The following is a 24161-nucleotide window of genomic DNA, read 5'->3' as shown; positions in this document are numbered from 1 at the left end:
TTATCGTTTGCTTGGCGCGCCGACACCGAGGTTGGCGCGCAGCGTCCGACCCTCGTATTCCTCGCGGAAGAGGCCACGGCGGCGCAGTTCCGGCACCACATGGGTGATGAAATCCTCAAGACCGGAGGGGAAAAGCGGCGCCATAACATTGAAACCATCAGCAGCCCCCTCGCGAAAGCGTTCTTCCATCGCATCGGCAACCTGGGTCGGCGTTCCGACAACTTGCCAGTGGCCGCGCGCACCGGCGAAATGGCGGGCGAGTTCGCGGATCGAGAGGTTCTCGCGTCGGCCGAGATCGATGATCAACTGCTGCCGGCTCTGAATGAGATTGGTCTGCGGCATGTCGGGCAGTGGCCCGTCGAGCGGATAGGCCGACAGATCCTGGATCGAAAGATAGCTCGCGAGCAGGGCGACACCGACGGCATCGGGGATCAGCTCCTGCAGCGCTCGATACTTCGCCTTGGCCTCGGCTTCCGTTGCACCGACTACAGGCGATATGCCGGGCATGATCTTGACGTCGTCGGGCTTGCGTCCGTATTTGGCGAGCCGCGATTTTACGTCCGCATAATAGGCCTTTGCCTCGGCAAGCGTCTGCGAAGCGGCAAAAACGATGTCGGCGGTGCGGGCGGCCAGATCCTTTCCAACATCGGAGGCGCCGGCCTGCACCATGATTGGCCGGCCCTGGGCCGAAGGCAGGCTTTCGAGCACGCCTTCGACGGCAAAGTGCTTGCCGTGATGGCGGAGCACATGAAGCTTGGCACGATTGGCAAAAACCGTTGCGTCTTCAGGCAGATAGGCGCCGTGTTCAACGCCGTCCCACAAGGCAAGTGCCACATCGGCGAATTCTTCGGCACGTTCATACCGTTCCGAATGTGGCCGCAGGCCGCTGCTTGCGAAATTTTCGGCCTCGAGCTCGCTTGCCGAGGTGACGAGGTTCCAGCCCGCCCTACCGCCGCTTAAGCTGTCGAGCGAAGCAAATGCTCGGGCAAGGCTATAGGGCTCGTTATAGGTCGTCGACGCCGTCGCGACGAGGCCAATATGCGATGTGTTGACGGCAAGGGCAGCCAATAGACTCAGGGGCTCGAAAGCGGTCGAGCGGGCCGCCTGGCTTGCCATGTCGGGATTGCGCTCGCGGATGGCGGCGGCATCCTCGACGAAGACCATGTCGAAGGTTCCCCGCTCGGCTATACGCGCGAGCGCGATGAAATGATCGATATCGACGCCGGCCTCAGCATGAGCGTCGGGATGGCGCCAGGCAGCGATATGATGACCGCCCGCCATCAGGAAGGCGCCGAGCCTCATTTTCCGATCGAAACTCATGGTGCACGCTCCAGAATTGTCGAAGGATGAGCCGGGCGGACAAGATCAAGCCGATCGCGCAAGGTCTGGCCGGTCTTGGCCTTAAGCAAGCCCAGGCCGCGCAATTCCCGGACCACCTCCGTCAGGAACAGATTGCCGATCGCAAGTGTCGGCGGCAAAATCGTAAAGCCGTCGACATGGCCGAGCTCAAACCACTGTCGCATGGAGGCGGCGATTTCGGCTGGCGTGCCGACGAGACGGGCAGCAGAAAGCGGTTGGCCTTTCCGCTCCGCCTCGCCGAACTGGAGCGCTTGGCTTGCCGCCTGCGCCGCTTCGGAACTCTCTGCGACGACCGGCACGATATTCGCCAATATCCGCACGTCCCGCCGCCTGCGCCCCGCCGCTTCGACCAGGCGCACGAAGTCGGCCGCGGTCTCGTTTGCACTTTCCGGCGTTGCGTCCTGAAGCAGGGCAAGTTCAGCGCCGCGGGCAGCGAGCCCCTTGCTTTCTGCGCTCAGCAATTGGGCGATAACAGGCCTTCCCTGCGGTGAGCGATTAACGTTCAGGGGGCCGCGCACCGCAAAATGCTCACCGTGATGATGGAGCACATGCATCTTGCCGGGCTGGAAGAAGCGGCCCTCCGCCTTGTCATAGACGAAGGCGTCGTCTTCAAAGCTGTCCCAGAGAGCACTGACGAGATCAACATATTCCCGGTCGCGGGCAAACTCCCCGGCCGCCGGAAGAACGACCCATCCGGTCCGCCCCTTGCTGATCTGATCGAGCGAGGCAAAACGACGGGCGAGATTGTAGGGTTCGTGCTGGCGCGTCGAGGCGGCTCCAAGGAAGCCGATGCGGGATGCCTTTGTTGCAAGCGCGGCGATGAGCGTCGTCGGCTCGAAAGGCGTGGCAACGGGGGAGAGATCATCGACCGGCCTCACCCCCATCCGATCGGAGAGCAGGACGAAATCGAAGCCGGCGCTCTCTGCTTGTGCCACCTGGGACGAGAGCGCATCAAAGCCGAGGTTTTCGACATGCGCCGCCTCGCGCCAGGCCGCGGGATGGTGACCAAAGGGGGTAAGCGAAAGGCCGAGATACATCCGGGGCTCCTGCACTCAAATGGAAAAGATGGCGTCGCGCGTCAGATGCCCGGTCACATCGCCATCCTCGACAACAGCAAGCACGTCACTATTGGCCGCGACCATCAGCGACAACGCATCGCGCAGATTGGCGGTGACCGCAACTCTTGCGGCCGGCGATGACGGTGTCCCCGCAATCATCGCATCGGCAACCGTAAACAGGCTCAGGCGCTTGATCGCCCGGTCAACGCCGACGAAACTGGATACGAAGGCGTCGGCCGGCTTGGACAAAATGGTATCGGGCGTATCATATTGCACAATCCTGCCTGAGCGCATGATGGCGATGCGGTCGCCGAGGCGGATCGCCTCATCAAGATCATGGGTAACGAGCACCACGGTCTTGCGCATACGCCTGAGGATCTGGCGGAATTCGTCCTGCAGGCGGCTTCTTGCAATCGGGTCGATCGCCCCGAAAGGCTCGTCCATCAAAAGCACCGACGGATCGGCGGCAAGGGCGCGGGCGACGCCGATGCGCTGCCGCTGGCCGCCAGAGAGCTGACGCGGATAGCGTTTCAGCATTTCGGCCGGATCGAGGCCAACGAGATCGAGCAGTTCATCGGTGCGCCTCGCAATCCGTGCCCTCTCCCAGCCGAGCAAATTCGGCACCGCGGCGACGTTTTCGGCGATCGTCATGTGCGGAAAGAGCCCGACATTCTGGATGACATAGCCGATATGGCGGCGAAGCTTGACGGGATCGGCACCCGTCACATCCTCGCCATTGACGAAAATGCGCCCTTCGCTTGGCTCGATCAGCCGATTGATCATGCGCATCGTCGTCGTCTTGCCGCAGCCGGACGGTCCGATCAGCGCAACGGTCGATCCCTCAGGCACATCGAGCGTCAGATTATCGACCGAAGGCGCTGCGCTGTCGCCATAACGCTTGGTGACGTTCTCCATGCGGATCATGCAGCGGCTCTTTCTGAAAACAGCAATTTCTCGACGCGGCCGAGAATGAATTCGGTGGCAAGGGCAAGGATTGCGATCGGTACGGCCCCGACGAGCAGGCGCGACATGTCCATCACGCCGATGCCGGTGGCGATGAAGTCGCCGAGCCCGCCACCGCCGATGAAGGGTGCCAGCGTTGCGCCGGCGAGAACCTGGACGGCAGCGGTACGGGCGCCGGCAAACATGGCAGGAGCGGCAAGCGGAATGCGGATCTTACGCAGCACCTGGCCACGGTTCATGCCCATGCCGATCGCCGCCTCCACCGCGTCGGGATCCACGTCGCGAAGACCGACGAAAGCATTGAGCAGGATCGGCGGCAGGGCGAGCACGGTCAGCGCCACGATAGACGGCATGAGGCCGATGCCGAGCAGCGGCAGCATGATGGCGAGGATCGCCAGGGAAGGGATGGTTCTCAGACCATTCACGGTGTTGATGACGGCAAAGGCAAAGCGCCCGTGATTGACGATCAAGATCGCCAGCGGCAGCGCGATGGCAAGGGCGATCGCCATCGACACGCCCGACATCAGCAGATGCTGTCCAAGCGCCCGGAAGAACTCCGGCTGATGACCGATGATCCAGAAAAAGGCCGTGCTCAGCATCGAACGCCTCACTGCCAGCCGACGAGGCGCTTTTCGGCCCGCGTCAGGAGGAAATCGAAGGTGACCGCCAGCAGCGCCGTCAGGATGCCGCCGACCAGAATCTTTTCGGGATATTCTTGGTCGATGCCGATCAGGATGATAGTTCCGAGCCCCCCGCCATCGATGAAGGCGGCAACCGTCGCAATGCCGATAACGGTGACAAGCGCGATGCGCGCACCGGAAACGATAAGCGGCAGGGCAAGCGGCATTTCGATGCGGAAGAGCCGCTGCCACGGACCATAGCCCATGCCGTTGGCGGCATCGAGCACATCAGGCGACACGCCGCGGATCCCGGTGACGACGTTGCGAAGCAGGATGAGCAAACAATAGGAGGAAAGCCCGATCAACGCCGGTTCCATGCCAAGGCCAACGAAAGGAATGAGCAGGGCAAAAAGCGCCAGGCTCGGAATAACGAAGATGATGTTGGTCACCGTCAGCGCGAAGGCATAGAGTCGCGGCCGGCGGGCGCAGACGACCCCGAGAACGAGCGCGATCACCAAGCCGATCAGCACCGAGGAGATCGACAGGACGAGATGCTGCCAGACGGCAAGCGCGATCTCGGGAATATGCTTGGGTGCCCAGTTCAAAAGAGAGCGATCCTATCTGCGATTACGACAATACGGCCAAGCTTCAAGTTTGGCCGTATTCCGTCTCCAGAAAAAGCGAAAACCGTCTTGTCGGTCAGATGCCCTGCGCTTTCAGGAACTCGGCAGCGACATCGGCCGGCTCTTCCTTGTCACGATCGACCTTGGCGTTCAGTTCGCGCATGTTTTCATTGTTGAGTAGCGGGCTGATTTTGTTCAGGACCTCGGCGATCTTCGGGTTCGTGGCGAGCGCGTCCTGACGGACGACCGGAACCAGATAGTAGGGCGGGAACAGGTGCTTGTCATCGTCGAGCACGACGAGCTTATTGTCGGAAATCTGCCAGTCTGTCGCAAAGCCGTAGGAGACGTCGAGATCCTTGTTGGTCAGCGCACTGTAGCGGATGCCGAGCTTGGCGAAGACCTTGAACTCCTTGAACTCGATGCCATAGGTCTGCTTCAGCCCCGGCAAGCCGTCCTTGCGCTCGCTGAAGCCGCCTTCCGCGCCGAAGGTCAGGTCCTTGGAGACGGGACCGAGATCCGTTAGTGTCTTTAGCTTGTACTTCTCGGCCGTCTCGGGCAGCGTGATGATCGCATAGCCGTTGTTGATCTTGGTTGGCGCGAGAAGCGTCAGCTTGAGGTTCTTTTCGTAATAGTCCTTGACGTCCGTGTAGATCTTGTCGGCAGAGCCGGACAGGTCACCCTTAACCACGGCTGCAAGCGCCGTTCCGGTATATTCGGGATAGAGGTCGATATCGCCATTCGTCAGCGCGGTATGGGCGACGAGCGTGGCGCCGAGGTTCAGATGCCGCTCGACTTCGACGCCCGCCTTTTCAAGTGCCTGGGCGTAAATTTCGGCGACGACGAACTGTTCAGTGAAATTCTTGCTGCCGATCTTGACGACATCGGCATGGGCGGGTGCGAAGGTCGCGGCGGCAAGCACTGCGCCGACGAGCGCTCCGACCATAGTCTTCGAAATCATTGCATTCCCCTCTCGTTGTCGAGTTCACGACGCCGGTTCTAAAGGCTTCACACAGGGCGGGCGCGCAATGGCATGCCAATTTTCTACTAATTTGCGAGAAAATCGCCTTTGCTTTGCGAATCCGGCCGAAACACGCGGTGCAACCTATCGGCGGCGGAATATCGAGCCTAATAATTATCTATCAACCGGCCTGTCGGCGGTGACCGACCACCCGGAACTATCTGCACGAGACATTGAGACAGAATCTGTGCCTGAAATCAACGTCGCCAGGGCTGCGCACCTCACCCACACGCTCGACCTTGCGATCAGTTCTCTATCGGGAAAGCGAAGCCAGCTTTTACTCGATCCATCACAACCATGGTTTTGAAACCTTTGATATCGTGGTTCTCATAGAAGAACCGACGTGTGAAGGCTTCGTAGTCCTCCATGTCCTTGGCGGTAACTACCAATATGAAATCGGCATCGCCCGTTACGTAATAGCCGATCATCACTTCCTTGGTGGCGCGGATCGCCGACTTGAAACGATCAACAATGTCGGCCCGTTCACGCTCCAGAGAGACAAGAACAATCATGGTGATGCCGCGCCCGGCAGCCTTTGGCGAGACGATCGACACGTCTGCCTCGATCACCCCTTCCTCACGCAACCGCTTTAGCCGTCGCTGACAGGCAGTTGGTGAGAGATTGACGATTCGTGCCAGCTCTTCAGAGGTCAAGCGATTGTTCTGCTGGACAGCGTCAAGCAGCGCCCTATCGGCTCTATCGAGATTGGCCATGCAGAAATCCTGCGTTTGGGATGCGAATTAAGTCCATTTCCTGCTCCGAAGACCAAACCAATGCAGCCAATCGATCATGGCGCGCGGTTAGTCTCCTTGTAAACCCCACTTGGAGCCCCGCATGAAAGGTATCGCCAGCATCGCGCTGAAAAACCTGCAACGACCCGATCTGATCGAACGCCGTGCCTTTCTGGACGGCACATGGGCCCCGCGTGGAGAGACATTGAGTGTCATCGATCCGGCAACCGGCGAGCACCTCGTCGATGTCGCAGTCTGTTCGCTCCAAGATGCCGATGCTGCCGTCGACGCGGCGAAAAACGCCTTTCTCGATTGGCGTGACAGGCTCCCTGTCGAGCGTGGTCAGATCCTGCGTGCCTGGGGCAAGCTAATGCGCGATCACGCGCAAGACCTCGCTGTGATCATGACCGCTGAACAGGGAAAACCGCTGGCAGAATCGCTTGGCGAGATTTCTTACGCCGCGAACTTTCTCGACTGGTTCGCGGCCGAAGGCGAGCGTTCTTACGGCGAAACGATACCGAGCCACCTGCCGGGCAGCCGCCTTTCAGTGCAGATGCAGCCGCTTGGTGTGACGGTCGCAATCACGCCGTGGAATTTTCCCTCTGCGATGATTACCCGCAAGGCGGGTGCCGCGCTCGCTGCCGGCTGCACCATGATCGTCAAGCCTGCCCCGGAAACGCCGCTATCGGCGCTTGCTCTGGCAAAGCTTGCTGAGGAGGCTGGAATGCCCGCTGGCGTATTCCAGGTTCTGACGGGCGAAGCCGCCCCGCTTGCGCGCCGTCTGCTTGAACACACGGATGTGCGCGCCTTCTCTTTCACCGGGTCTACTGAAGTCGGGCGCATCCTGCTGACGCAATCGGCGGCGACCGTGAAGAAGGCCTCTTTGGAACTTGGCGGCCACGCACCCTTCATCCTGTTCGACGACGCCGAGCTCTCCAAGGCCGTGAAGGGCTGTATCGGCGCAAAATTCGCTACGTCCGGGCAAGATTGTCTTGCCGCCAACAGGATTTACGTCCAGCGCGGGCACTATGATCGGTTCGTCGATGCATTCGCCAAGGCGACCAGGGAGCTTCACGTCGGCCATGGGCTTGAACCCGGCACCGATATCGGGCCGATGACACGCCCTTCGGTTGCTGAAAAATGCCGCCAGCAGATTGCGCAGGCGCTTTCTGCCGGCGCGCGTCTCGTCTGCGGCGGACAAGACAGCCCGTTTGGCGGCAATTTCGTCGCGCCAACCCTGCTCGCCGATGTCAGCGACGACATGCTGATCGCCCGAGAAGAGACCTTCGGTCCAGTCGCCGCGATACTGCCCTTCGACGACGAGCAGGAAGTGATTGCCCGTGCCAATGCCACTGAGATGGGACTGGCGGCCTACGTCTACACCAACGATCTTGGTCGCGCGATGCGTCTCACCGACCGGCTGGAATACGGCATGATCGCCGTCAACACACCGAAATTCACCGGCGCTCCGATACCATTCGGCGGCTGGAAACAATCCGGCCTTGGTCGCGAAGGTTCGCGCCACGGCCTCCTGGAATATCTCGAAGCAAAATATGTTTGCTTCGGTAATCTTGCTGCATGAAAAGGATCCGCACCATGACCGTCAACCCTCACCAGATCGCCGAGATGGACCGCAATTCGGTCCTGCATCCCTTCACGCAGCTCAAGGATTTCGCCAGCGGCAAGATGGGCGATCCGACGATCGTCGACACCGGCAAGGGCATCCGCATTCAGGATGCCCACGGCAAGCAGCTGATCGACGGTTTCGCCGGTCTCTACTGCGTCAATATCGGCTACGGCCGAACCGAGGTCGCCGAAGCGATCTCGCGCCAAGCCTACCGCCTCGCCTACTACCACACCTATGCCGCCCACACGACGGATGAGCTCGCGATTCTTTCCGATCGGCTGGTGAAGATGGCACCCGGCAAGATGAGCAAGATCTTCTACGGCATGTCAGGCTCCGATGCCAACGAAACGCAAGCCAAGCTCGTCTGGTATTACAGCAACCTGCGCGGCAAGCCGGATAAGAAGAAGATCATCTCTCGCGAACGCGGCTATCATGGTTGCAGCGTCGTCTCCGGCTCCATGACCGGCATGAGTTTCTACCATGATCATATGGACCTGCCGCGTGCTGGCATTCTCCACACGGGTGCGCCGCATTTTTATTGGGGGGCGGAAGCCGGCGAAACGGAACTCGAATTTTCCAAACGCCGGGCTGAGGAACTTGAAGCGCTGATCCTGCGTGAAGATCCGGACACGATCGGTGCCTTCATCGGCGAACCGGTGCTCGGCACCGGCGGCATTACGCCGCCGCCGCAGGGCTATTGGGAGGAAATACAGAATATCCTCAAGAAATACGATATCCTGCTCATCGCCGACGAAGTCATCACCGGTTTCGGACGCACCGGCTCGATGTTCGGATCGCAGCATTACGGTATTGAACCCGATCTGATCACCGTCGCTAAGGGTCTCACCTCGGCCTATTTTCCGCTGTCGGGCGCAATCGTCAGCGAAAAGGTCTATAAGGTGATGGAAGAAGGGGCCGATCGCGTCGGCTCTTTCTCGCACGGCTACACTTATTCCGGCCATCCGATCGGCGCCGCAGCCGCGAACGCCGTCCTCGACATCGTCGAGAAAGAGGATCTGCCGGGGAATGCACGGACGGTCGGCAGCTATTTTCAGGCGCAGTTGAAGGCCAAGTTCGCTCAGCTTCCCATCGTCGGTGAAGTGCGAGGCGTCGGCTTGATGGGCGCCATCGAATTCGTAGCCGATCGGGAAAGGAAGACCCGCTTTGCGTCCGGCCTGACTGTCGGTGCACGAATTTCGAAGGCCGCGCGCAACCATGGACTCATTGCCCGGGCCATGCCGCATGGCGATATCTTGGGTTTTGCCCCGCCGCTCGTCACGACGAAGGAAGAAGTCGACGAAATCGTTGCTATCGCCGAATCCGCCGTACGCTCCGTGATGGACGAATTGATAAAGGCTGGCGAGAAGATCTGATCATGCCCGCCACTGCCGATTTGCGAGAAAAGTCGAGATGATCGTGATTATTTCTGGAGCAATTACGGCTTGATATGCATAGCGCTTCATCTTTTCAGACGAAGTGTGCATAATGTCATGAAATTATCGTCCTAAAAACGAGACAATTTCATGCGACGTCAAGCCAATCCCCTGAACCTTTATCCGACGACGGCGACGAAGCCGGTGGCATGGCGGCCTAGCCTCGCCAAGCAAAAGGGTGAGACGAAGCATGCAGCACTCACCGAGCGCATTATCGCTGATATCGATGCCGGCGTGCTCAAGCCGATGGATCGTATGCCGACGCATCGCGATCTGGCGCGTGAACTCGGCCTTTCCGTCCAGACCGTCAGCCTCTCCTACAAGGAGGCTGAAAGGCTCGGCTATCTGAGCGGTGAGATCGGTCGCGGCACTTTCGTGAAGACACGGGTAACGGACCGGGCCGGGCGCATGATGCTTGATCACAGTGCCAACGAGGTGCTCGATCTTTCCATTATCCGCGGCGTCTATCTCGATGCGCATGAGACAGCATCGCGCGAGATCCTTCGTGAGCTATCCGAGGGCGACAATGCAAGCTTCATGCGCCCGTGCCGCCCAGTCGCGGGCCTCGATCGCCATCGAGAGACTGCTCGCATCTGGTTGCGCACGCTTGGCGTCTCGGCAGGAGTAGAGCGCATTCTCGTCACCAACGGTGCTGCCCATGGGATCTTTCTCGCTTTGAGCTGCATTATCCGCTCCGGAGACGTCGTCTTGTGTGAGACTCTCACCGATCACGGCATCATCGGGCTTTCAAACGTCCTTGGCTTCAGCCTGAAGGGCTTGCCGACAGACAATGAAGGTATTTTACCCGATGCGCTGGAAGCCGTTTGTGCTGCAGGCGGGGTGCGAGCTCTGGTACTTGTCCCGACCCTCAACAATCCGACAGGCCATGTCACGGGCGCGGCCCGTAGGAGCGAGATAGCCGCGATTGCAGCGCGATATGATGTCTTCGTCATCGAAGACGAGGTCTATCGCCCGATGATCGAGGAAGACCTACCGTCGATCACTGAGATGCTGCCCGATCTCGGCTTCTTCGTCACGAGCTTCACCAAGGCAGTGTTGACAGGGTTGCGCGTCGGCTATCTCGTCGTTCCACCCGCCTATTCCATTCGCGCCGCCTCGATCCTGCGAGTGTCGAGCTGGAGCGGCACCTATCTGACCGGCGAAATCGCCACGCGATGGGTTGAGAACGGCACGGCTCAGCGGTTGGTCGAAATCCAGCGTGACGAAGCACGAGCACGCCAAGAGATTGCCAGTGAAATCCTCGGGGACCATATCGCCTCCAGTCATCCGCGCTCGCTCTGTGCCTGGCTCAAGGTTCCGCCGCACTGGACCGAGGATGGACTGGTCCGTTCATTGGCCAACCAGAATGTCGCGGTCACGCCGTCCGAACCCTTCATCGCAGGCCCCGGCCATGGCGGTGGCATTCGCATCTGTTTGGGCGGACGTATGAACCATGCAGGCCTGGCCAAGGCACTGACAATCGTACGGCAGGCCTTCGAGCAATTGCCGCCGGTCTATGACATCGGCGCCATCGGCTAGATTTCGCCCAGGACAATCATTGAATCATTACAATATAACAATTGACATGATTTTGTTTCGCTCTCAACATGACAATCATGAAGAGCGAAATCCTGTCCCGATCGACCGAGGAAAAGGTGCTGCCAGTCACGTTGGCGGACATCGAGCGGGCTGCTGCTCGCATCGTCGGCCGGGTAATGCGCACACCACTGGTTTTCTCCGGCACTCTGTCTGAGCGCGCCGGCCAGCCCGTCCATCTCAAGTGCGAGACACGCCAGCCGATCGGCGCCTTCAAGCTGCGCGGCGCAATGAATGCGATCCTCTCGCTGGGTGACGCGGCGCGCAAGCGTGGTCTCGTTACCGCCTCGACAGGCAATCATGGCCGCGCGGTGGCTTATACCGCGCGCCAACTCGGCGTTCCCGCCACCATCTGCATGTCATCGCTCGTCCCTGCCAACAAGGTCGAAGCAATCCGCGTGCTCGGCGCCGACATCCGCATTGTCGGCAGATCGCAGGACGACGCCCAAGAGGAAGTGGAACGCCTTACCAAGCGTCGTGGCCTCACGCCGATCCCGCCTTTCGACGATGTGAACGTCGCTGCCGGTCAAGGCACGATCGGCCTCGAAATTGTAGACGACCTGCCCGATCTCGCGACCGTGCTCGTACCTCTTTCCGGCGGCGGTCTGGCTGGCGGCATTGCCGTTGCCGTCAAGGCCTTGAAGCCTGAGGCCCGCGTCATCGGTATTTCGATGGAACGCGGGGCAGCCATGCATGCGGCGATTGCCGCTGGTAAGCCTGTCGCGATCCGCGAGGAGCAAACGCTGGCGGATTCGCTGGGCGGTGGCATAGGTCTTTCAAACCATGTGACCTTTGCGCTTTGCCGCGATCTCCTCGACGACATCGTCCTCCTCACCGAAGACCAGATTGCTGAAGGCATCCGTCATGCCGCGCGACAGGAAGACATGATCGTTGAGGGTGCGGGTGCGATCGGCATTGCCGCTATGCTCGCAGACAAGATCACACTTTCCGGCTCCACCGCCATCATCATCTCAGGCGGCAACATTGACCCGACGCTGCACCAGAGAATCCTCGCGGAGGCCGCCATATGAGCCGCATCAGCATTCTGATGGAAAAAGACCTTCGCGCTATCGTCAAGCTCGACCTCTCCGCAGTCGATTGCATCGAACAGGCCTTTGCTGCGCTCGCGACCAAAGCCGTTGCCATGCCGGCGATCCTGCGCCTCGACATTCCGGAATTTCGTGGCGAGGTGGACGTCAAGACGGCCTATGTGCCAGGCTTCGAGGGTTTTGCCATCAAGGTCAGCCCCGGATTTTTCGACAACCCCAAGATCGGTCTGCCGAGCCTCAACGGGCTGATGATCCTCCTGAGCGCGAAGACCGGGCTGGTCGAAGCCCTTCTTCTCGACAACGGCTATCTCACGGATGTCCGCACTGCGGCGGCCGGTGCGGTTGCCGCACGCCATCTGTCGCGCACGAACGCCAGCGTCGCCACGATCTTTGGAGCAGGCATGCAGGCGCGGCTGCAGCTTGAGGCTCTCATGCTCGTACGGCCGATCAAATCGGCCCGGATTTGGGCACGCGAGCACGCGAAGGCCAAGACGCTTGCTTCAGACTTCGTTCGCGACCACGCAATCAAGGTCGCCGCCATCGCCGATCCGCGTGAAGCGATCCACGGCGCGGATATCGTCGTCACGACGACGCCGGCAGAAAAGCCGATCCTAATGGCCGAATGGCTCGAGCCCGGTCAGCATCTAACCGCAATGGGATCGGATTCGGAGCACAAGAACGAGATCGATCCGGCCGTCTTTGCTCGCGCCGTTTACGTTGCAGATCGGCTTTCGCAGACCCGCATTCTCGGCGAGCTGCACCATGCCATCAAGGCCGGTGCAGTCCCGCAGGGCCAACAGTTTTCCGAACTCGGAGCCGTTATCGCCGGCGCGGCACTCGGCCGCTCGAGCGCACACGAAATAACCTTCGCCGACCTCACAGGGACCGGCGTGCAGGACACCGCCATCGCCAATCTGGCGCTTACCCGCGCAAAAGCCGCAGGAAGCGGCCAGACGATCGAAAACGACATCAAAATGGGAGACGCAGCGTGAGCGTTACGCTGAACTTTACGCGCGAGGAATATGCCGTGCGCCTTTCCAAAACCCGTCAGGCGATGGAAAAGGCGGGGATCGAGCTCCTGATCGTCAGCGATCCATCCAACATGCACTGGCTCACCGGCTACGATGGCTGGTCCTTCTATGTGCATCAATGCGTTCTGGTGCCGCCGAGCGGCGAGCCGATCTGGTACGGACGCAAGCAGGATGCCAATGGCGCAAAGCGCACCGCCTATCTGAATCACGACAATATCATCGGCTACCCGGATCACTACGTCCAGTCGACGGAACGCCACCCGATGGATCTCCTGGCGCAAATCATCGATGAGCGGAAATGGTCGAGCCTCACAGTTGGCGTCGAGATGGACAACTATTATTTCTCGGCAGCCGCCTTCGCGTCTTTGCAAAAGTACCTGCCCAATGCCCGCTTCAAGGATGCGGCGGGCCTCGTCAACTGGCAGCGCGCGGTCAAGAGCACGACCGAACTCGACTATATGCGCAAGGCAGGCAAGATCGTCGAGCTGATGCACAAGCGCATTGTCGATGTCGTCGAGCCCGGCATGCGCAAATGCGATCTCGTTGCCGAGATCTATGATGCCGGCATCCGTGGGACGTCGGAATTCGGCGGCGATTATCCGGCGATCGTGCCGCTTCTGCCGTCGGGCGCAGACGCTTCTGCTCCGCACCTGACCTGGGATGACAAGCCGATGCGCTCGGGCGAAGGGACGTTCTTCGAGATCGCCGGCGCCTATAAACGTTACCACTGTCCGTTGTCGCGTACCGTATTCCTGGGCAGGCCGACGCAGGCCTTTCTCGACGCGGAAAAGGCGACGCTCGAGGGCATGGAGGCGGGCCTTTCAGCAGCAAGACCCGGCAATAGTTGCGAAGACATCGCCAACGCCTTCTTCGCCGTGCTGAAGAAATACGGGATCATCAAGGACAACCGCACCGGCTATCCAATCGGTCTGTCCTATCCACCGGATTGGGGCGAACGCACCATGAGCCTTCGCCCGGGCGACCGCACGGAATTGAAGCCTGGCATGACCTTCCACTTCATGACCGGTCTCTGGCTCGAAGACATGGGGCTGGAAATCACCGAGAGCATCGCGATCACCGAAACAGGCGTGGAATGCCTGTCGAACGTGCCGCGCCAGCTGTTCGTGAAGGGCTGATGCGATGCTGACCAGCACGCCCCGCCCCTCGCCGATCGCCCCTTCCGTCGATTTCGACGCAAAGGGTGTGCAACACGGACACTTGCGACTGCCCCACAGCCGTGATGACAGCGCCTGGGGATCGGTGATGATCCCGATTTGCATCATCGCCAATGGCGAAGGCCCGACCGCTCTTTTGACCGGCGGCAATCATGGTGACGAGTACGAAGGTCCGGCCGCCCTCTTCGAGTTGGCGCAGTCGCTCGATCCTTCGCAGGTAAACGGGCGCATCATCATCGTGCCGGCGCTCAACTATCCGGCGTTCCGAGCCGGCACACGCACCTCGCCGATCGATCGTGGAAATCTGAACCGCAGCTTTCCAGGCCGCCCGGATGGCACGGTGACAGAGAAGATCGCAGATTACGTCACACGCCATCTGATACCACTCGCCGACATCGTCCTCGACTTCCATTCGGGCGGCAAGACGCTCGATTTTCTGCCTTACGCTGCAGCACACGAACTGCCCGACAAGGATCAGGAGGCGCGCTGCTTTGATGCCGTTGCGGCTTTTGCTGCGCCCTACTCGATGAAAATGCTGGAGATCGATGCGGTCGGCATGCTGGATACGACTGTGGAGGAAATGGGCAAGGTCTTCGTCACAACCGAGCTCGGCGGTGCCGGCACTGCCAGCGCAAGATCGATCGAGATCGCGCGGAAGGGCAGCCTCAATCTCCTGCGCCATGCCGGAATCCTGAGGGGCGCGCCAGACGCTCGGCCGTCCCGCTGGCTGGATATGCCATCGAGCGACTGCTTCGCATTTGCCGAGGACGACGGACTTATCGCCTTTGCCCGCGATCTAGGCGAGCCGGTGAAGAGGAACGAAATCGTCGCCCGCCTGTATTCCGTCGGCAAGACCGGTGTTGCACCGATCGACTACCGCGCGGCCATGGACGGCGTGCTCGCGGCTCGCCATGTGCCCGGCCTGATCAAGGCCGGCGACTGCCTTTCCGTCATCGCAACGATCACGGAGAAGACCTGACCACACGAATGCCGTGAGATCCGAAAACGGACCACAAAACTTAACCAGAGGAGAATTCGAATGCGCATCTCAAAAACCATTTGCCTTTCCGCGCTTGCGCTCAGCATCGGCGTCACATCTGCCAGCGCACTGACCGTGGAAGAGGCCAAGAAGCAAGGATTTATCCGGGCTGCCACTGCCAACGAGGTCCCGTACTCCTACATGCAGCCGGACGGCACCTCTGCCGGTATCGGCCCCGACGTTGCCAATGCCGTCCTGAAATCCATGGGTATCCAGGAAATCAACTGGACGGTGACCCCCTTCGGCACGCTCATCCCGGGCCTCAAGGCGCGCCGCTTCGACTTTGCCGCCGCAGAGCAGAACATATCTCCCGAACGTTGCAAGCAGGTCGCCTTTACCGAACCCAACTCGTCCTACGGTGAGGGACTGCTGGTCAAGAAGGGCAATCCAAAGGGCCTGACAACCTATGCCGACATTGCAAAAGACCCATCCTTGAAAGTCGCGGTGGTTTCGGGTGCAAACAATGTCGACTTCCTGCGTGCCGTCGGCGTCAAGGACGATCAGATCGTCTTCATTCCGGCGAATGCGGATGCGATCCCGACCGTACAGAGCCGCGTCGACGCCTATGCGGCCACCGAGCTGACGGTCTCCGCGCTCGCCAAGGATCAGGCTAATGTCGAGCAGGTCGCGCCGTTCAAGGATCCGATCGTCAAGGGCGCACCGGTCCGCAATTATGGCGGTTTTGCCTTCCGTCCGGAAGACAAGGAATTGCGTGACGCGTTCAACACTGCGCTCGTCGCGTTCCGAAAGACGGACGACTACAAGAAGATCCTCATGAAGTATGGTCTGTCGGAACAGAGCATCGCGGCAGCAGCTCAGAAGAATGTCGCCGATCTCTGCGCCGGGAAGTAACGACAAACGCGCCTGGTCCCGGACCGGGCGCCATCTGCTTTCACTCGGAGAGATTGCCAGATGAGCTGGACAGCCTATCTGCCGATGCTTTGGCAAGGTGCTACCGTGACGATGACGATCACTTTGGCAGCGATCGTCTGCGGCGCGGTGCTCGCCTTCGTCTTCGGCATCCTGCGCGTCGAGGGAGGACCGATCCTGTCGATCGTCGCGCTGTGTTATACGGAAGTGTTTCGCGGGACGTCGCTATTCGTTCAGCTGTTCTGGTTCTATTACGCGCTCCCGTTGATCGGCCTGAGTTTCGATCCGATCACCACGGGCATCCTGGTATTGGCCGCCCATGTCGGCGGCTATGGTGCTGAAATCGTCCGTGGGGCACTCCTATCGGTCTCCGCGCAGCAACTGGAAGCTGCCCGCGCATTGAATTTCAACCGTGTCCAGACCCTCTTTCGCATTTCACTGCCACAAGCCATTGTCGAAATGATGCCGGCCTTCGGAAACCTCACCATCGAAACGCTGAAGCTATCCTCGCTGGTGTCGTTGATCTCGATTGCCGATCTCACCTTCGCGGCCCAATCGATCCGCAACATCACTTTGGACAGCGCCAGCATCTATTCGATCACGCTCGTATGCTACTTCGCCATGTCGCTCGTTCTCATGATCGCCGTACGCGCGATCGAGCATTTCGTGCGACGCGGCGATGTCTTCCCTCGCTCGGCTCGCTCGTGAGGACCTTACGGCTATGATGTATGGTTATGAATGGGACACGACAACCTGGGTTACCTACACGAGTTCGATCCTGCCGATCATTCTGATTGGTTTGACCGTCACGTTGAAGGCGGCAGCCGCTGGGTTCGGAATTGCACTCGTGCTCGGCCTGGTGTTCGCTCTCTTGCGCCGAAGCCGCGTCAAGGTGATCTCCTGGCTGACCGCCTTTATCGTCGAATTCCTGCGCGATACGCCGCTTCTGGTGCAACTGTTCTTCCTCTACTACGTGCTGCCCGATTTCGGTATCGTGCTGCCTGCCTTTCTCACCGGTGCATTGGCACTCGGTCTGCAATATGCGGCCTATACGTCTGAAGTCTATCGTGGCGGAATTGAAGCCATTCCGCATGGACAATGGGAAGCAGCAACGGCGCTCAACCTGTCGCGCATGCAAACGTATTGCGATGTCGTCATTCCGCAGACCGTTCCGCGCATCGTGCCGGCTATGGGCAACTATCTTGTCGCCATGATCAAGGAGACGCCGGTTCTTTCCGTCGTGACCGTTCTTGAGATGATGGGGCTTGCCAACATGATCGGCGAGCGCACGTTCGAATATCTTGTGCCGCTGACACTTGTCGGCCTGATTTTCCTCCTCCTGACGCTGATCTGCTCGGCCGGCCTCCACCGCTTGCAGAGAGCTCTTCCAAAAGCAGGAATTCCCTTGCGATGAACGATACTTCTGAGAAACCCATTATCGAATTTCGCGATGTCACCAAACGTTTTGGTATTCTGACCGTACTCGACAAGTTCAATTTCAGTGTTGCGAAGGGTGAAAAGGTCACCCTGATCGGACCGTCCGGCTCCGGTAAATCCACGGTTTTACGTATCCTGATGACACTTGAGCCATTCCAGGAGGGCAAGCTGACGCTGGCCGGCACTTCCTACCACGAGTCCGGCGGAAAAGGTCCTTTTCAAGCCTCGGAAAAACACCTGCGCCAGATCCGCAACCATGTCGGCATGGTCTTCCAGAGCTTCAATCTCTTTCCTCATATGACGGTCCTTCGTAACGTTGTCGAAGCGCCGGTACGGGTATTGGGAATGGCGCGGGCACAAGCAGAGGCGCGTGCGATTGAACTGCTGCAGATGGTGGGTCTGGCCGATAAGAAGGACCATTATCCGGTACAGCTTTCCGGCGGACAGCAGCAGCGCGTGGCGATTGCCCGTGCACTTGCCATGCGTCCACGCGTTCTGCTTTTCGACGAACCAACCTCGGCGCTTGATCCGCAACTGGTCGGCGAAGTGCTTTCCGTCATCCGCGGACTGGCGCATGAACATGATCTGACGATGCTGCTCGTCACCCATGAGATGCGCTTTGCCCGAGAAGTGTCGGATCGCGTCTGCTTTTTCGATAAGGGGCGCATCTGCGAACAGGGTGCTCCGGAACAGATATTCGGGGCACCGAAAGCGGAGAGGACGCGCGAATTTCTGTCATCGGTTCTTGGGTAACGAAGGAATCGACCGATGGTGCTGGATGCCAGCGATATGGTTCTGCGACAAGCGGCCGCCTCCGGCAGCGGCCAAAGCATTTCCTCTCGACGCATAGGTTTCAGCCAGGCATGCAGGTATGGGAGGAGCTGAACGGAACGTTCCGCCAGCGCACGTTTCCTGCTTTCCGGCCGCGAGCGGAGTAGGAAGTGCCGACTGACCGTAACCATCGTCACTGCGCCCACAATCGGCAAAACCGTATTGCCTAGCAGTATCTCAGCCCCTTGCCGGGACACCCCTGGTGAATGTTGTAAAGACTATGTGCTCGGCTGAGTTCATGTCACCCCGGAACTGCGGCCCTTTGGGACAAACCAGCACGCAGGGTGAACCGCACCGAGCTGTCACTGAGAGCAATATACGACGAGCCGATCCATATAACGCGACCCGGAAGCTTTTCGGCGCCCTCTAATGAGGGGCGAATAATACCGAACGCGCGTGAGACGCACGACCAGGCACGACACGAGGTTTAGGAACGATCTTCGCGTCGAAAATTCCTTTCATGAACCGGGGGACGTTTTCTGCCGGCCAAAGAGGCTCTTCTGCATCGGTGGTAGATCGGGTTGATCGCGCGACAGCTAATCGCTAGATTGCAGGCGCGATTGAACCGCAAGCACACGAGGATTCTCATGCCGACTGGCAAAGTAAAGTTTTTCAACAACGACAAGGGTTTCGGCTTCATCACACCTGACGACGGTGGAGCTGACGTTTTCGTGCACGTGTCCGCATTGCAATACGGCGATGCACTGAAGGAAGGCCAGAACGTGTCCTTCGATATCGGCCAGGATCGGAAGACTGGCAAGTCAAAGGCCGAAAACGTCAGACCGCTCTAAACTGCGCGGAATCTCCTTTTCGACAATCAGAACTCATCGCAGGGCGCTCATCGACGCGCCCCGCTTTTTCAATCCCATCCGACCAGGTTGCATGGACCGCCAGGAAGCAGCCCTGTTAGTGCTTGGTAACGCCTGTGGCAATCTTCGTTGACTTCGGCGGCGGAGCCGTCGTCGGAACGCTCTGGGCGCCGCCTTTGGACTTGCTTGCGGCTTTTACCTTAGAAGCGACCTCCGCCTTCCCAGCCTTCTTCGACCGGGGTTTCTTGACCGGCTGACCATCGGCTTCGGTGCTCGCGGCGATTTCCTGAAATGCCTGCAGCCAGTGCTTCATGTCCTCCCCGTGAGGCCGGCCCTCCTGCTCCCAGATCTCATAGGCGCGTTGTCTGATACGGTCTTCGTTCACTGCCATCCGTTCCTCCCTGAGCTAGACCTTAAGACCACTCACATGGTGCGGCTCATACCAGAGGCAAGTGCCACCGCGCATTTCCGGCAGCGAATAGTTGGCAGCGCGGTCATGCCTCCGTTCTCCGGCTTGCTGACCGCGCCGGCGATCTATTGGTATGACTCCTCTCCGGGCGGCGTCGCAATTTGCCGATTGCGAATGCCGTTGTTCACCATCTCTTGAGAAGTCAAAGCCGATTGGCGCGCCATTGGATGATCTGGCAAGCAATTTCAGATAATAGCTGAGGCATCGATAGCTGAATTGCCTCGGAGTAATATCGTGAAATCTCGATTGTCGTCCAAATTTTCACTTTCAGCATCTGCGTTGCTCATCGGTTCGACGCTGGCTTCAGCACAGGGATGGCAAACAGACAGGCAAGGCACATCCAATTGGCATGTGTCACCGCCGGTCGGGCAGTGCAATGTCAGTCGGGCCAGAAACCGCGCGATACGCGCCGGCATTTACCGCAGCGAAATCGTCTATCGTGACGAGAACGTGCTGACCTTCAGGGGGCTGACGATTAACGGAGATCGCAAGGAGATCACCTTCGGAAACGAGGCAAGCTGCCCGGAATTGGAGTCGAGAGACATTCCATAGCTTGCCAAACTTGCAATACCTTGAACCGCGCGGTCATGCAGAAGTGCTGCGACTTCGGTGGCAGCACATGCGATGCTACGTCGAATCCTCCGACAACGGCAACGCTTCGTCCGACCGCAAACAGCAACCGTTCGGTGCCTACGTGAACGTATAAGGTCTGTAATCCGTATCGTAGCCGAAGTAGCGTGGCCCCACCAAGGCGATCCCGGCAGGCGTCTGCCATTGCGGATTACACGGGAAAGCAAGGGCCACGAGGCGCAACCCGTACCGCAATGAGTCCGCAGTCACGGGAGCCCCCATCTCAGCTTCCAGCAGCGTGATGAGATCGGGCGTCGTGCAGATTATCCTGCCGTCCCGTTCGGCCATCAGGAATTCGTTCTGGAAATCCAGCTTGAAACTGTGGCCTTTCCATTCGTCCAGCCCGTCGAAACGCGCACTGCCGCGTGCAAAGCCCCCGATCGTGCGGCGATCGACATCCGTGACGCGGCCGTTGAAGATCACGCTCGCCCCGAGCAATTTGGTGATCGCGCCGACCGGATCGGCATGCGCCGTTCGGGCTTCCCGCAGCGTACGGCCAAGGTTGACGCAAAGGGACAGCGTACCGCGCACAACCGCCTTTTTGGCAATCGCTCCGCTCATGGGATAAAAAGCAAGCAGGGCGGAGCCGCCCATTTCGACGGTTGCGACGCGCGCCAGGCGTTCCGTCCAGCCGTTACTCACGGTTTCCAGGACCAGTGAATTGCCTTTGTCGTCGCAAAGCACCATCGGCGTCGCGGAGACGCCATGAAGCGTGAAGGTCTCCATCTGCAACTCGGGATAGGCGCGCCCCATGCCGTCGCCATCGACGAGCGGCAGGCCGCTTGCTGCTGCAACAACGAAAGGCGTGGTCGAATTGATACCGCCTGCCTCGCCGCAAAGCACTGCATCGATCTTTCGTCCCAGCACTTTCTCGAGTTGACGGAACGCGTTCATCAGTTCGTCGCCCTGGGGCAGTTTTTCGGTCATGACTGTTGGCGCACCCATCATGCAGACGGGCACGACCAGCGCATCGTCGGGCAGTTCCTCGACATCGATGAGTTTGACCGGGCCATGCTTGCGGATCGCCTCCTGCGCCATCAACTTGCCGACATAGGGATCACCGCCGCCGCCGGTGCCGAGAATGGCGCCACCGATCGCAATGTCTTCAAGATCCTCGACGTGGATCGTCCTCAATGTCTTCATCATTCCCCCTATCGCGCAGCATGGCGCGTAATCAGCGGCTCGAATGTCAGCTCCGGAAAGCCGAAGGCCTTCGGGCCGACGATTTCGAGTGCACGCGGCGTCTTCATCAGATCGTGTACCGGCAGGCCGATGACGGCGACGCGCTGGCCATAACGCAGCATCTCCGTGGTGATCGGCTCACCGGTGTCGATTTCGAGATTCATGATCAGATCGGGCACCATGATCACCGGCTTCTCGTCGATCCAGAGCACAAGGTTCTCGTTCTGGATGGCGATGCGGGCTTGCGAACCAGTCCAGTTACCGGTGCCGGCGATGATGGCATGGCCGCGGGCAAAGCCGCCCCTCAGCTCGCGGCGGATATCGACGATCTTGCCCGTGAAGAAGAGCTTGGCGCCGGCACTTTCAACGACACGTTCGACCACATTCTGACGCCTGGCGCGGGCATCGAGCACCGCGCGGCCGATTTCCAGTGCCTGGCTGACCGTTCCTGGGATGGCGTTGCGGCGGACAAAATCGCCGCGCATCGGCGCGGTGGCGAAGCCGGCCCCTGCCCCCATGGCGACAGCCGTGTCGCGGGCGAAGCGCTCGAGCCAGAACATGTCGATGACATCCTTGAAGACGACGACATTGCCCTTCTCATCGGCGATTGCCGCCGGCGACACCGGCGCACCGTAGATCATGTAGGTCGTCATCTGCACCTCGGGGAACGCGCGTCCCATGCCGTCGCCATCAACGACCGGCAGTTCGGCCATCGCCGCGGCAATAATCGGTTCGATAGAATTGGCGCCGCCGATTTCGGCGGAAATCACCGCCGAGACCTTAACGTCAGCGGTCTCCTCGACCGCACGCATCGCGCGATAGCACTCGCCACCCTCCTCGATCTTTTCGACGCCGACGACAGGCGCACCGATGCCGCCGACTTCGGCGACCCAACTATCCTCTGCAAGCGCCTCCAGCGGTATTATGCGCACTTGCGCTCCCTTGCGCATCAGTTCACGGGCGCGCAACATGCCGATGTAGGGATTGCCGCCGCCGCCGGTACCGAGCAGGGCCGCGCCGAGCGACAGGGGCAGCAGGTCTTCTTCCTTGAGCAGGTAACCTTCAGCGGGCATTAAGCTCTCCCACGGCCTTGACGCGGATGCGGGTGGCATTGCCCGGCAGGTAGGCGAGCGGCACATCCTCGACATCGACGATCTCGATCGATTCGCGTGCCGCACCCGCCGCAACCGCCGCTTCGATTGCCCGCCTCTTGGCGTCCTCGAGCGATTTCTCACGCCCCATCTCAGCAAGAGCATAGACACGGTCGACTTCGCCCGAGACCTGCGCAATCGCCGCGCCGACAGCGTTGGCGACGCCGAAATGTGATGGTTTGATCACTTCGAGGCCGGCAATCGGCCGGTTGACGAGGATCGAGCCGCCGCCGACGACAATGACAGGCAGGGGATCTGGAGACAGACGGGAGCGCTCGACGCAATCCTCCAGCATGTCGTGGATCTTTTCCTGCGCGCGCTGCAAGAGATCGGCCGGAAGATGGGAAGCCTTGGCTGGATCGCCGAGTGCCGCGTTGCCAGCAGCAACGGTGATGTCGGTCGTCGTCAGCGTCTTTCCGCCGAAGATGAGCGCTTCCGTCTGAATCCGGTAGCCGACCGAGACTGGGCCGACCTTGATGCCACCTTCCGTTTCGACGACATGCGAACCGCCGCCGAGGCCGATCGAGAAGACGTCGGGCATGCGGAAATTGGTGCGCACGCCGCCCACCTCGACAGCAACAGTCGCCTGTCGCGGGAAGCCTTTCTGAAGCGAGCCGACGTCCGATGTCGTACCGCCGATATCGACGACGATTGCATCGCTGACACCGGAGAGGAAGGCCGCGCCGCGCATGGAATTGGTGGGACCCGAAGCGAAAGTCAGGACCGGGAATTTCTCGGCGAAGGCGGCATCCATCAGCGTGCCGTCATTCTGTGTCAGGAAGAATTTGCCCTTGATGCCCGCCTCTGCGATCGCTTTGCGGAAGGCATCGATCACATGGGCCGAGAGATCGCGCAGGCAGGCATTCATGATCGCCGCATTCTCGCGTTCAAGCAGACCAATGCGACCGATCTCGCTGGACAGCGTGATGTGGGCGCCTGGAAGAGCGTTTTCGAAGATCTCTCCTGCGCGCTTTTCGAAATCGGTGCTGACAGGCGAGAAGACGGAGGTGATGGCAATCGTGTCGATGCCTTTCGCCTTGATGTCGGCGGCGATCTTTAGCAGTTCTTCTTCATCGAGCGGCGAGATCACGCGGCCGTCAAATTCATTGCCACCATGGGCGAGATAGGCGTGGTTGCCGATTGCCTGCTTCAGATCCTCCGGCCAGTCGACCATCGGCGGCAGGGAGGCGGTGGCAGGCAAGCCAAGACGCACGGCGGCTGTCTGCGCGAGATCGCGACGCTGAACGACAGCATTGGTGAAATGCGTTGTGCCGATCATAACGAAGTCGACAACGGATGCCTCCATCCGTGAGGCGGCAAGTACGTCACGCAGCGCGTTGACGACGCCGCTCATGACATCCGCTGTCGTCGCGGATTTCACGCCGGCAATCACGTCCGGTCCGTTCATGATGACGGCGTCCGTATTGGTGCCGCCGACGTCAATACCAATTCTGATCATC

24 protein-coding genes are annotated in these 24161 nt (G+C 59.9%); 13 read left to right on the top strand and 11 right to left on the bottom strand.

What is annotated here, in order from left to right:
• The 7 genes from ACK9YZ_RS26725 to ACK9YZ_RS26695 all read right to left on the bottom strand — a co-directional run bounded on the left by ACK9YZ_RS26725 (position 1) and on the right by ACK9YZ_RS26695 (position 6354).
• Entirely contained in the window at positions 1 to 1320 is a 1320-nt protein-coding gene (locus ACK9YZ_RS26725) for an LLM class flavin-dependent oxidoreductase (protein WP_416068269.1), read from the bottom strand.
• The gene (locus tag ACK9YZ_RS26720; protein WP_416068268.1) at positions 1317 to 2396 is read right to left on the bottom strand and encodes an LLM class flavin-dependent oxidoreductase; all 1080 of its coding nucleotides are present in this window, start codon (positions 2394 to 2396) and stop codon (positions 1317 to 1319) included. The genes ACK9YZ_RS26725 and ACK9YZ_RS26720 overlap by 4 nt, the downstream gene beginning before the upstream one ends.
• 15 nt (positions 2397 to 2411) lie before the next feature.
• Positions 2412 to 3341 carry an ABC transporter ATP-binding protein gene (locus tag ACK9YZ_RS26715; RefSeq protein ID WP_416068267.1) on the bottom strand — a complete coding sequence of 310 codons (930 nt, stop codon included), beginning with the start codon at positions 3339 to 3341 and terminating at the stop codon, positions 2412 to 2414.
• On the bottom strand, positions 3338 to 3979 hold the full coding sequence (locus tag ACK9YZ_RS26710; RefSeq protein WP_416068266.1) for an ABC transporter permease: 642 nt from the start codon (positions 3977 to 3979) through the stop codon (positions 3338 to 3340). Before ACK9YZ_RS26710 ends, ACK9YZ_RS26715 begins: the two co-directional genes overlap by 4 nt.
• Positions 3980 to 3987: 8 nt before the next feature.
• Entirely contained in the window at positions 3988 to 4605 is a 618-nt protein-coding gene (locus ACK9YZ_RS26705) for an ABC transporter permease (protein WP_416068265.1), read from the bottom strand.
• 94 nt (positions 4606 to 4699) lie between these two features.
• The gene (locus tag ACK9YZ_RS26700) at positions 4700 to 5581 is read right to left on the bottom strand and encodes a glycine betaine ABC transporter substrate-binding protein (protein WP_416068264.1); all 882 of its coding nucleotides are present in this window, start codon (positions 5579 to 5581) and stop codon (positions 4700 to 4702) included.
• Between the two features lie 305 nt (positions 5582 to 5886).
• Positions 5887 to 6354, bottom strand: coding sequence for an Lrp/AsnC family transcriptional regulator (locus ACK9YZ_RS26695; protein WP_416068263.1), 468 nt, complete (start codon positions 6352 to 6354; stop codon positions 5887 to 5889).
• A gap of 121 nt (positions 6355 to 6475) precedes the next feature.
• Between ACK9YZ_RS26695 and ACK9YZ_RS26690 the strand changes: the two genes are divergently transcribed.
• The 12 genes from ACK9YZ_RS26690 (at position 6476) to ACK9YZ_RS26635 (ending at position 19251) form a co-directional block, all read left to right on the top strand.
• The gene (locus tag ACK9YZ_RS26690) at positions 6476 to 7954 is read left to right on the top strand and encodes an NAD-dependent succinate-semialdehyde dehydrogenase (RefSeq protein ID WP_416068262.1); all 1479 of its coding nucleotides are present in this window, start codon (positions 6476 to 6478) and stop codon (positions 7952 to 7954) included.
• A gap of 14 nt (positions 7955 to 7968) precedes the next feature.
• Entirely contained in the window at positions 7969 to 9372 is a 1404-nt protein-coding gene (locus ACK9YZ_RS26685) for an aspartate aminotransferase family protein (protein WP_416068261.1), read from the top strand.
• 150 nt (positions 9373 to 9522) lie between these two features.
• Positions 9523 to 10971 carry a PLP-dependent aminotransferase family protein gene (locus tag ACK9YZ_RS26680; protein ID WP_416068260.1) on the top strand — a complete coding sequence of 483 codons (1449 nt, stop codon included), beginning with the start codon at positions 9523 to 9525 and terminating at the stop codon, positions 10969 to 10971.
• Between the two features lie 68 nt (positions 10972 to 11039).
• On the top strand, positions 11040 to 12059 hold the full coding sequence (eutB, locus tag ACK9YZ_RS26675; protein WP_416068259.1) for a hydroxyectoine utilization dehydratase EutB: 1020 nt from the start codon (positions 11040 to 11042) through the stop codon (positions 12057 to 12059).
• The gene (gene eutC, locus ACK9YZ_RS26670; RefSeq protein ID WP_416068258.1) at positions 12056 to 13069 is read left to right on the top strand and encodes an ectoine utilization protein EutC; all 1014 of its coding nucleotides are present in this window, start codon (positions 12056 to 12058) and stop codon (positions 13067 to 13069) included. Before eutB ends, eutC begins: the two co-directional genes overlap by 4 nt.
• Positions 13066 to 14244 carry an ectoine hydrolase DoeA gene (doeA, locus tag ACK9YZ_RS26665; protein WP_416068257.1) on the top strand — a complete coding sequence of 393 codons (1179 nt, stop codon included), beginning with the start codon at positions 13066 to 13068 and terminating at the stop codon, positions 14242 to 14244. The genes eutC and doeA overlap by 4 nt, the downstream gene beginning before the upstream one ends.
• A gap of 4 nt (positions 14245 to 14248) precedes the next feature.
• Positions 14249 to 15262: a N(2)-acetyl-L-2,4-diaminobutanoate deacetylase DoeB gene (gene doeB, locus ACK9YZ_RS26660; protein WP_416068256.1), complete on the top strand. Its 1014-nt coding sequence runs from the start codon at positions 14249 to 14251 to the stop codon at positions 15260 to 15262.
• A 60-nt stretch (positions 15263 to 15322) separates the two neighbouring features.
• Entirely contained in the window at positions 15323 to 16174 is an 852-nt protein-coding gene (gene ehuB, locus ACK9YZ_RS26655) for an ectoine/hydroxyectoine ABC transporter substrate-binding protein EhuB (protein ID WP_416068255.1), read from the top strand.
• A 60-nt stretch (positions 16175 to 16234) separates the two neighbouring features.
• On the top strand, positions 16235 to 16900 hold the full coding sequence (ehuC, locus tag ACK9YZ_RS26650) for an ectoine/hydroxyectoine ABC transporter permease subunit EhuC (protein ID WP_416068254.1): 666 nt from the start codon (positions 16235 to 16237) through the stop codon (positions 16898 to 16900).
• A gap of 13 nt (positions 16901 to 16913) precedes the next feature.
• Positions 16914 to 17606 carry an ectoine/hydroxyectoine ABC transporter permease subunit EhuD gene (gene ehuD / locus ACK9YZ_RS26645; protein WP_416068253.1) on the top strand — a complete coding sequence of 231 codons (693 nt, stop codon included), beginning with the start codon at positions 16914 to 16916 and terminating at the stop codon, positions 17604 to 17606.
• On the top strand, positions 17603 to 18382 hold the full coding sequence (gene ehuA / locus ACK9YZ_RS26640) for an ectoine/hydroxyectoine ABC transporter ATP-binding protein EhuA (protein WP_416068252.1): 780 nt from the start codon (positions 17603 to 17605) through the stop codon (positions 18380 to 18382). Before ehuD ends, ehuA begins: the two co-directional genes overlap by 4 nt.
• 665 nt (positions 18383 to 19047) lie before the next feature.
• Positions 19048 to 19251 carry a cold-shock protein gene (locus ACK9YZ_RS26635; protein ID WP_216760723.1) on the top strand — a complete coding sequence of 68 codons (204 nt, stop codon included), beginning with the start codon at positions 19048 to 19050 and terminating at the stop codon, positions 19249 to 19251.
• A 115-nt stretch (positions 19252 to 19366) separates the two neighbouring features.
• Here ACK9YZ_RS26635 and ACK9YZ_RS26630 read toward each other — a convergent pair whose 3' ends face one another.
• Positions 19367 to 19660, bottom strand: a complete 294-nt coding sequence (locus ACK9YZ_RS26630) for a DUF2934 domain-containing protein (protein WP_416068251.1) — start codon at positions 19658 to 19660, stop codon at positions 19367 to 19369.
• Between the two features lie 312 nt (positions 19661 to 19972).
• On the opposite strand from ACK9YZ_RS26630, the gene ACK9YZ_RS26625 reads away from it, so the two are divergent.
• Positions 19973 to 20290, top strand: coding sequence for a hypothetical protein (locus ACK9YZ_RS26625; RefSeq protein WP_416068250.1), 318 nt, complete (start codon positions 19973 to 19975; stop codon positions 20288 to 20290).
• 138 nt (positions 20291 to 20428) lie between these two features.
• Here ACK9YZ_RS26625 and ACK9YZ_RS26620 read toward each other — a convergent pair whose 3' ends face one another.
• Genes ACK9YZ_RS26620 through ACK9YZ_RS26610 form a run of 3 tightly spaced genes read right to left on the bottom strand, consistent with a single transcriptional unit; the run spans position 20429 to position 24160 of the window.
• Positions 20429 to 21514 (bottom strand): DUF917 domain-containing protein, encoded by a 1086-nt coding sequence (locus tag ACK9YZ_RS26620; RefSeq protein ID WP_416068249.1) that lies wholly within the window; start codon positions 21512 to 21514, stop codon positions 20429 to 20431.
• 5 nt (positions 21515 to 21519) lie between these two features.
• Positions 21520 to 22623, bottom strand: coding sequence for a DUF917 domain-containing protein (locus ACK9YZ_RS26615; RefSeq protein ID WP_416068248.1), 1104 nt, complete (start codon positions 22621 to 22623; stop codon positions 21520 to 21522).
• Positions 22613 to 24160: a hydantoinase/oxoprolinase N-terminal domain-containing protein gene (locus ACK9YZ_RS26610; protein ID WP_416068247.1), complete on the bottom strand. Its 1548-nt coding sequence runs from the start codon at positions 24158 to 24160 to the stop codon at positions 22613 to 22615. The genes ACK9YZ_RS26615 and ACK9YZ_RS26610 overlap by 11 nt, the downstream gene beginning before the upstream one ends.
• Position 24161 lies beyond the last annotated feature (1 nt).

This window comes from Rhizobium sp. ZK1, assembly GCF_047782645.1.
In the GTDB taxonomy this organism is placed as follows: Bacteria; Pseudomonadota; Alphaproteobacteria; order Rhizobiales; family Rhizobiaceae; genus Rhizobium.
Note: the sequence above shows the minus strand (reverse complement) of the source record. Positions and strands in the feature narration are given on the sequence as shown.

Bases quoted from the DNA above. Each gene is read 5' to 3' on its own strand.
- ACK9YZ_RS26725 (WP_416068269.1), bottom strand. From the start codon at position 1,320: ATGAGTTTCGATCGGAAAATGAGGCTCGGCGCCTTCCTGATGGCGGGC.
- ACK9YZ_RS26720 (WP_416068268.1), bottom strand. From the start codon at position 2,396: ATGTATCTCGGCCTTTCGCTTACCCCCTTTGGTCACCATCCCGCGGCC.
- ACK9YZ_RS26715 (WP_416068267.1), bottom strand. From the start codon at position 3,341: ATGATCCGCATGGAGAACGTCACCAAGCGTTATGGCGACAGCGCAGCG.
- ACK9YZ_RS26710 (WP_416068266.1), bottom strand. From the start codon at position 3,979: ATGCTGAGCACGGCCTTTTTCTGGATCATCGGTCATCAGCCGGAGTTC.
- ACK9YZ_RS26700 (WP_416068264.1), bottom strand. From the start codon at position 5,581: ATGATTTCGAAGACTATGGTCGGAGCGCTCGTCGGCGCAGTGCTTGCC.
- ACK9YZ_RS26695 (WP_416068263.1), bottom strand. From the start codon at position 6,354: ATGGCCAATCTCGATAGAGCCGATAGGGCGCTGCTTGACGCTGTCCAG.
- ACK9YZ_RS26690 (WP_416068262.1), top strand. From the start codon at position 6,476: ATGAAAGGTATCGCCAGCATCGCGCTGAAAAACCTGCAACGACCCGAT.
- ACK9YZ_RS26685 (WP_416068261.1), top strand. From the start codon at position 7,969: ATGACCGTCAACCCTCACCAGATCGCCGAGATGGACCGCAATTCGGTC.
- ACK9YZ_RS26680 (WP_416068260.1), top strand. From the start codon at position 9,523: ATGCGACGTCAAGCCAATCCCCTGAACCTTTATCCGACGACGGCGACG.
- eutB (WP_416068259.1), top strand. From the start codon at position 11,040: ATGACAATCATGAAGAGCGAAATCCTGTCCCGATCGACCGAGGAAAAG.
- eutC (WP_416068258.1), top strand. From the start codon at position 12,056: ATGAGCCGCATCAGCATTCTGATGGAAAAAGACCTTCGCGCTATCGTC.
- doeB (WP_416068256.1), top strand. From the start codon at position 14,249: ATGCTGACCAGCACGCCCCGCCCCTCGCCGATCGCCCCTTCCGTCGAT.
- ehuB (WP_416068255.1), top strand. From the start codon at position 15,323: ATGCGCATCTCAAAAACCATTTGCCTTTCCGCGCTTGCGCTCAGCATC.
- ehuC (WP_416068254.1), top strand. From the start codon at position 16,235: ATGAGCTGGACAGCCTATCTGCCGATGCTTTGGCAAGGTGCTACCGTG.
- ehuD (WP_416068253.1), top strand. From the start codon at position 16,914: ATGATGTATGGTTATGAATGGGACACGACAACCTGGGTTACCTACACG.
- ehuA (WP_416068252.1), top strand. From the start codon at position 17,603: ATGAACGATACTTCTGAGAAACCCATTATCGAATTTCGCGATGTCACC.
- ACK9YZ_RS26635 (WP_216760723.1), top strand. From the start codon at position 19,048: ATGCCGACTGGCAAAGTAAAGTTTTTCAACAACGACAAGGGTTTCGGC.
- ACK9YZ_RS26630 (WP_416068251.1), bottom strand. From the start codon at position 19,660: ATGGCAGTGAACGAAGACCGTATCAGACAACGCGCCTATGAGATCTGG.
- ACK9YZ_RS26620 (WP_416068249.1), bottom strand. From the start codon at position 21,514: ATGATGAAGACATTGAGGACGATCCACGTCGAGGATCTTGAAGACATT.
- ACK9YZ_RS26615 (WP_416068248.1), bottom strand. From the start codon at position 22,623: ATGCCCGCTGAAGGTTACCTGCTCAAGGAAGAAGACCTGCTGCCCCTG.
- ACK9YZ_RS26610 (WP_416068247.1), bottom strand. From the start codon at position 24,160: ATGATCAGAATTGGTATTGACGTCGGCGGCACCAATACGGACGCCGTC.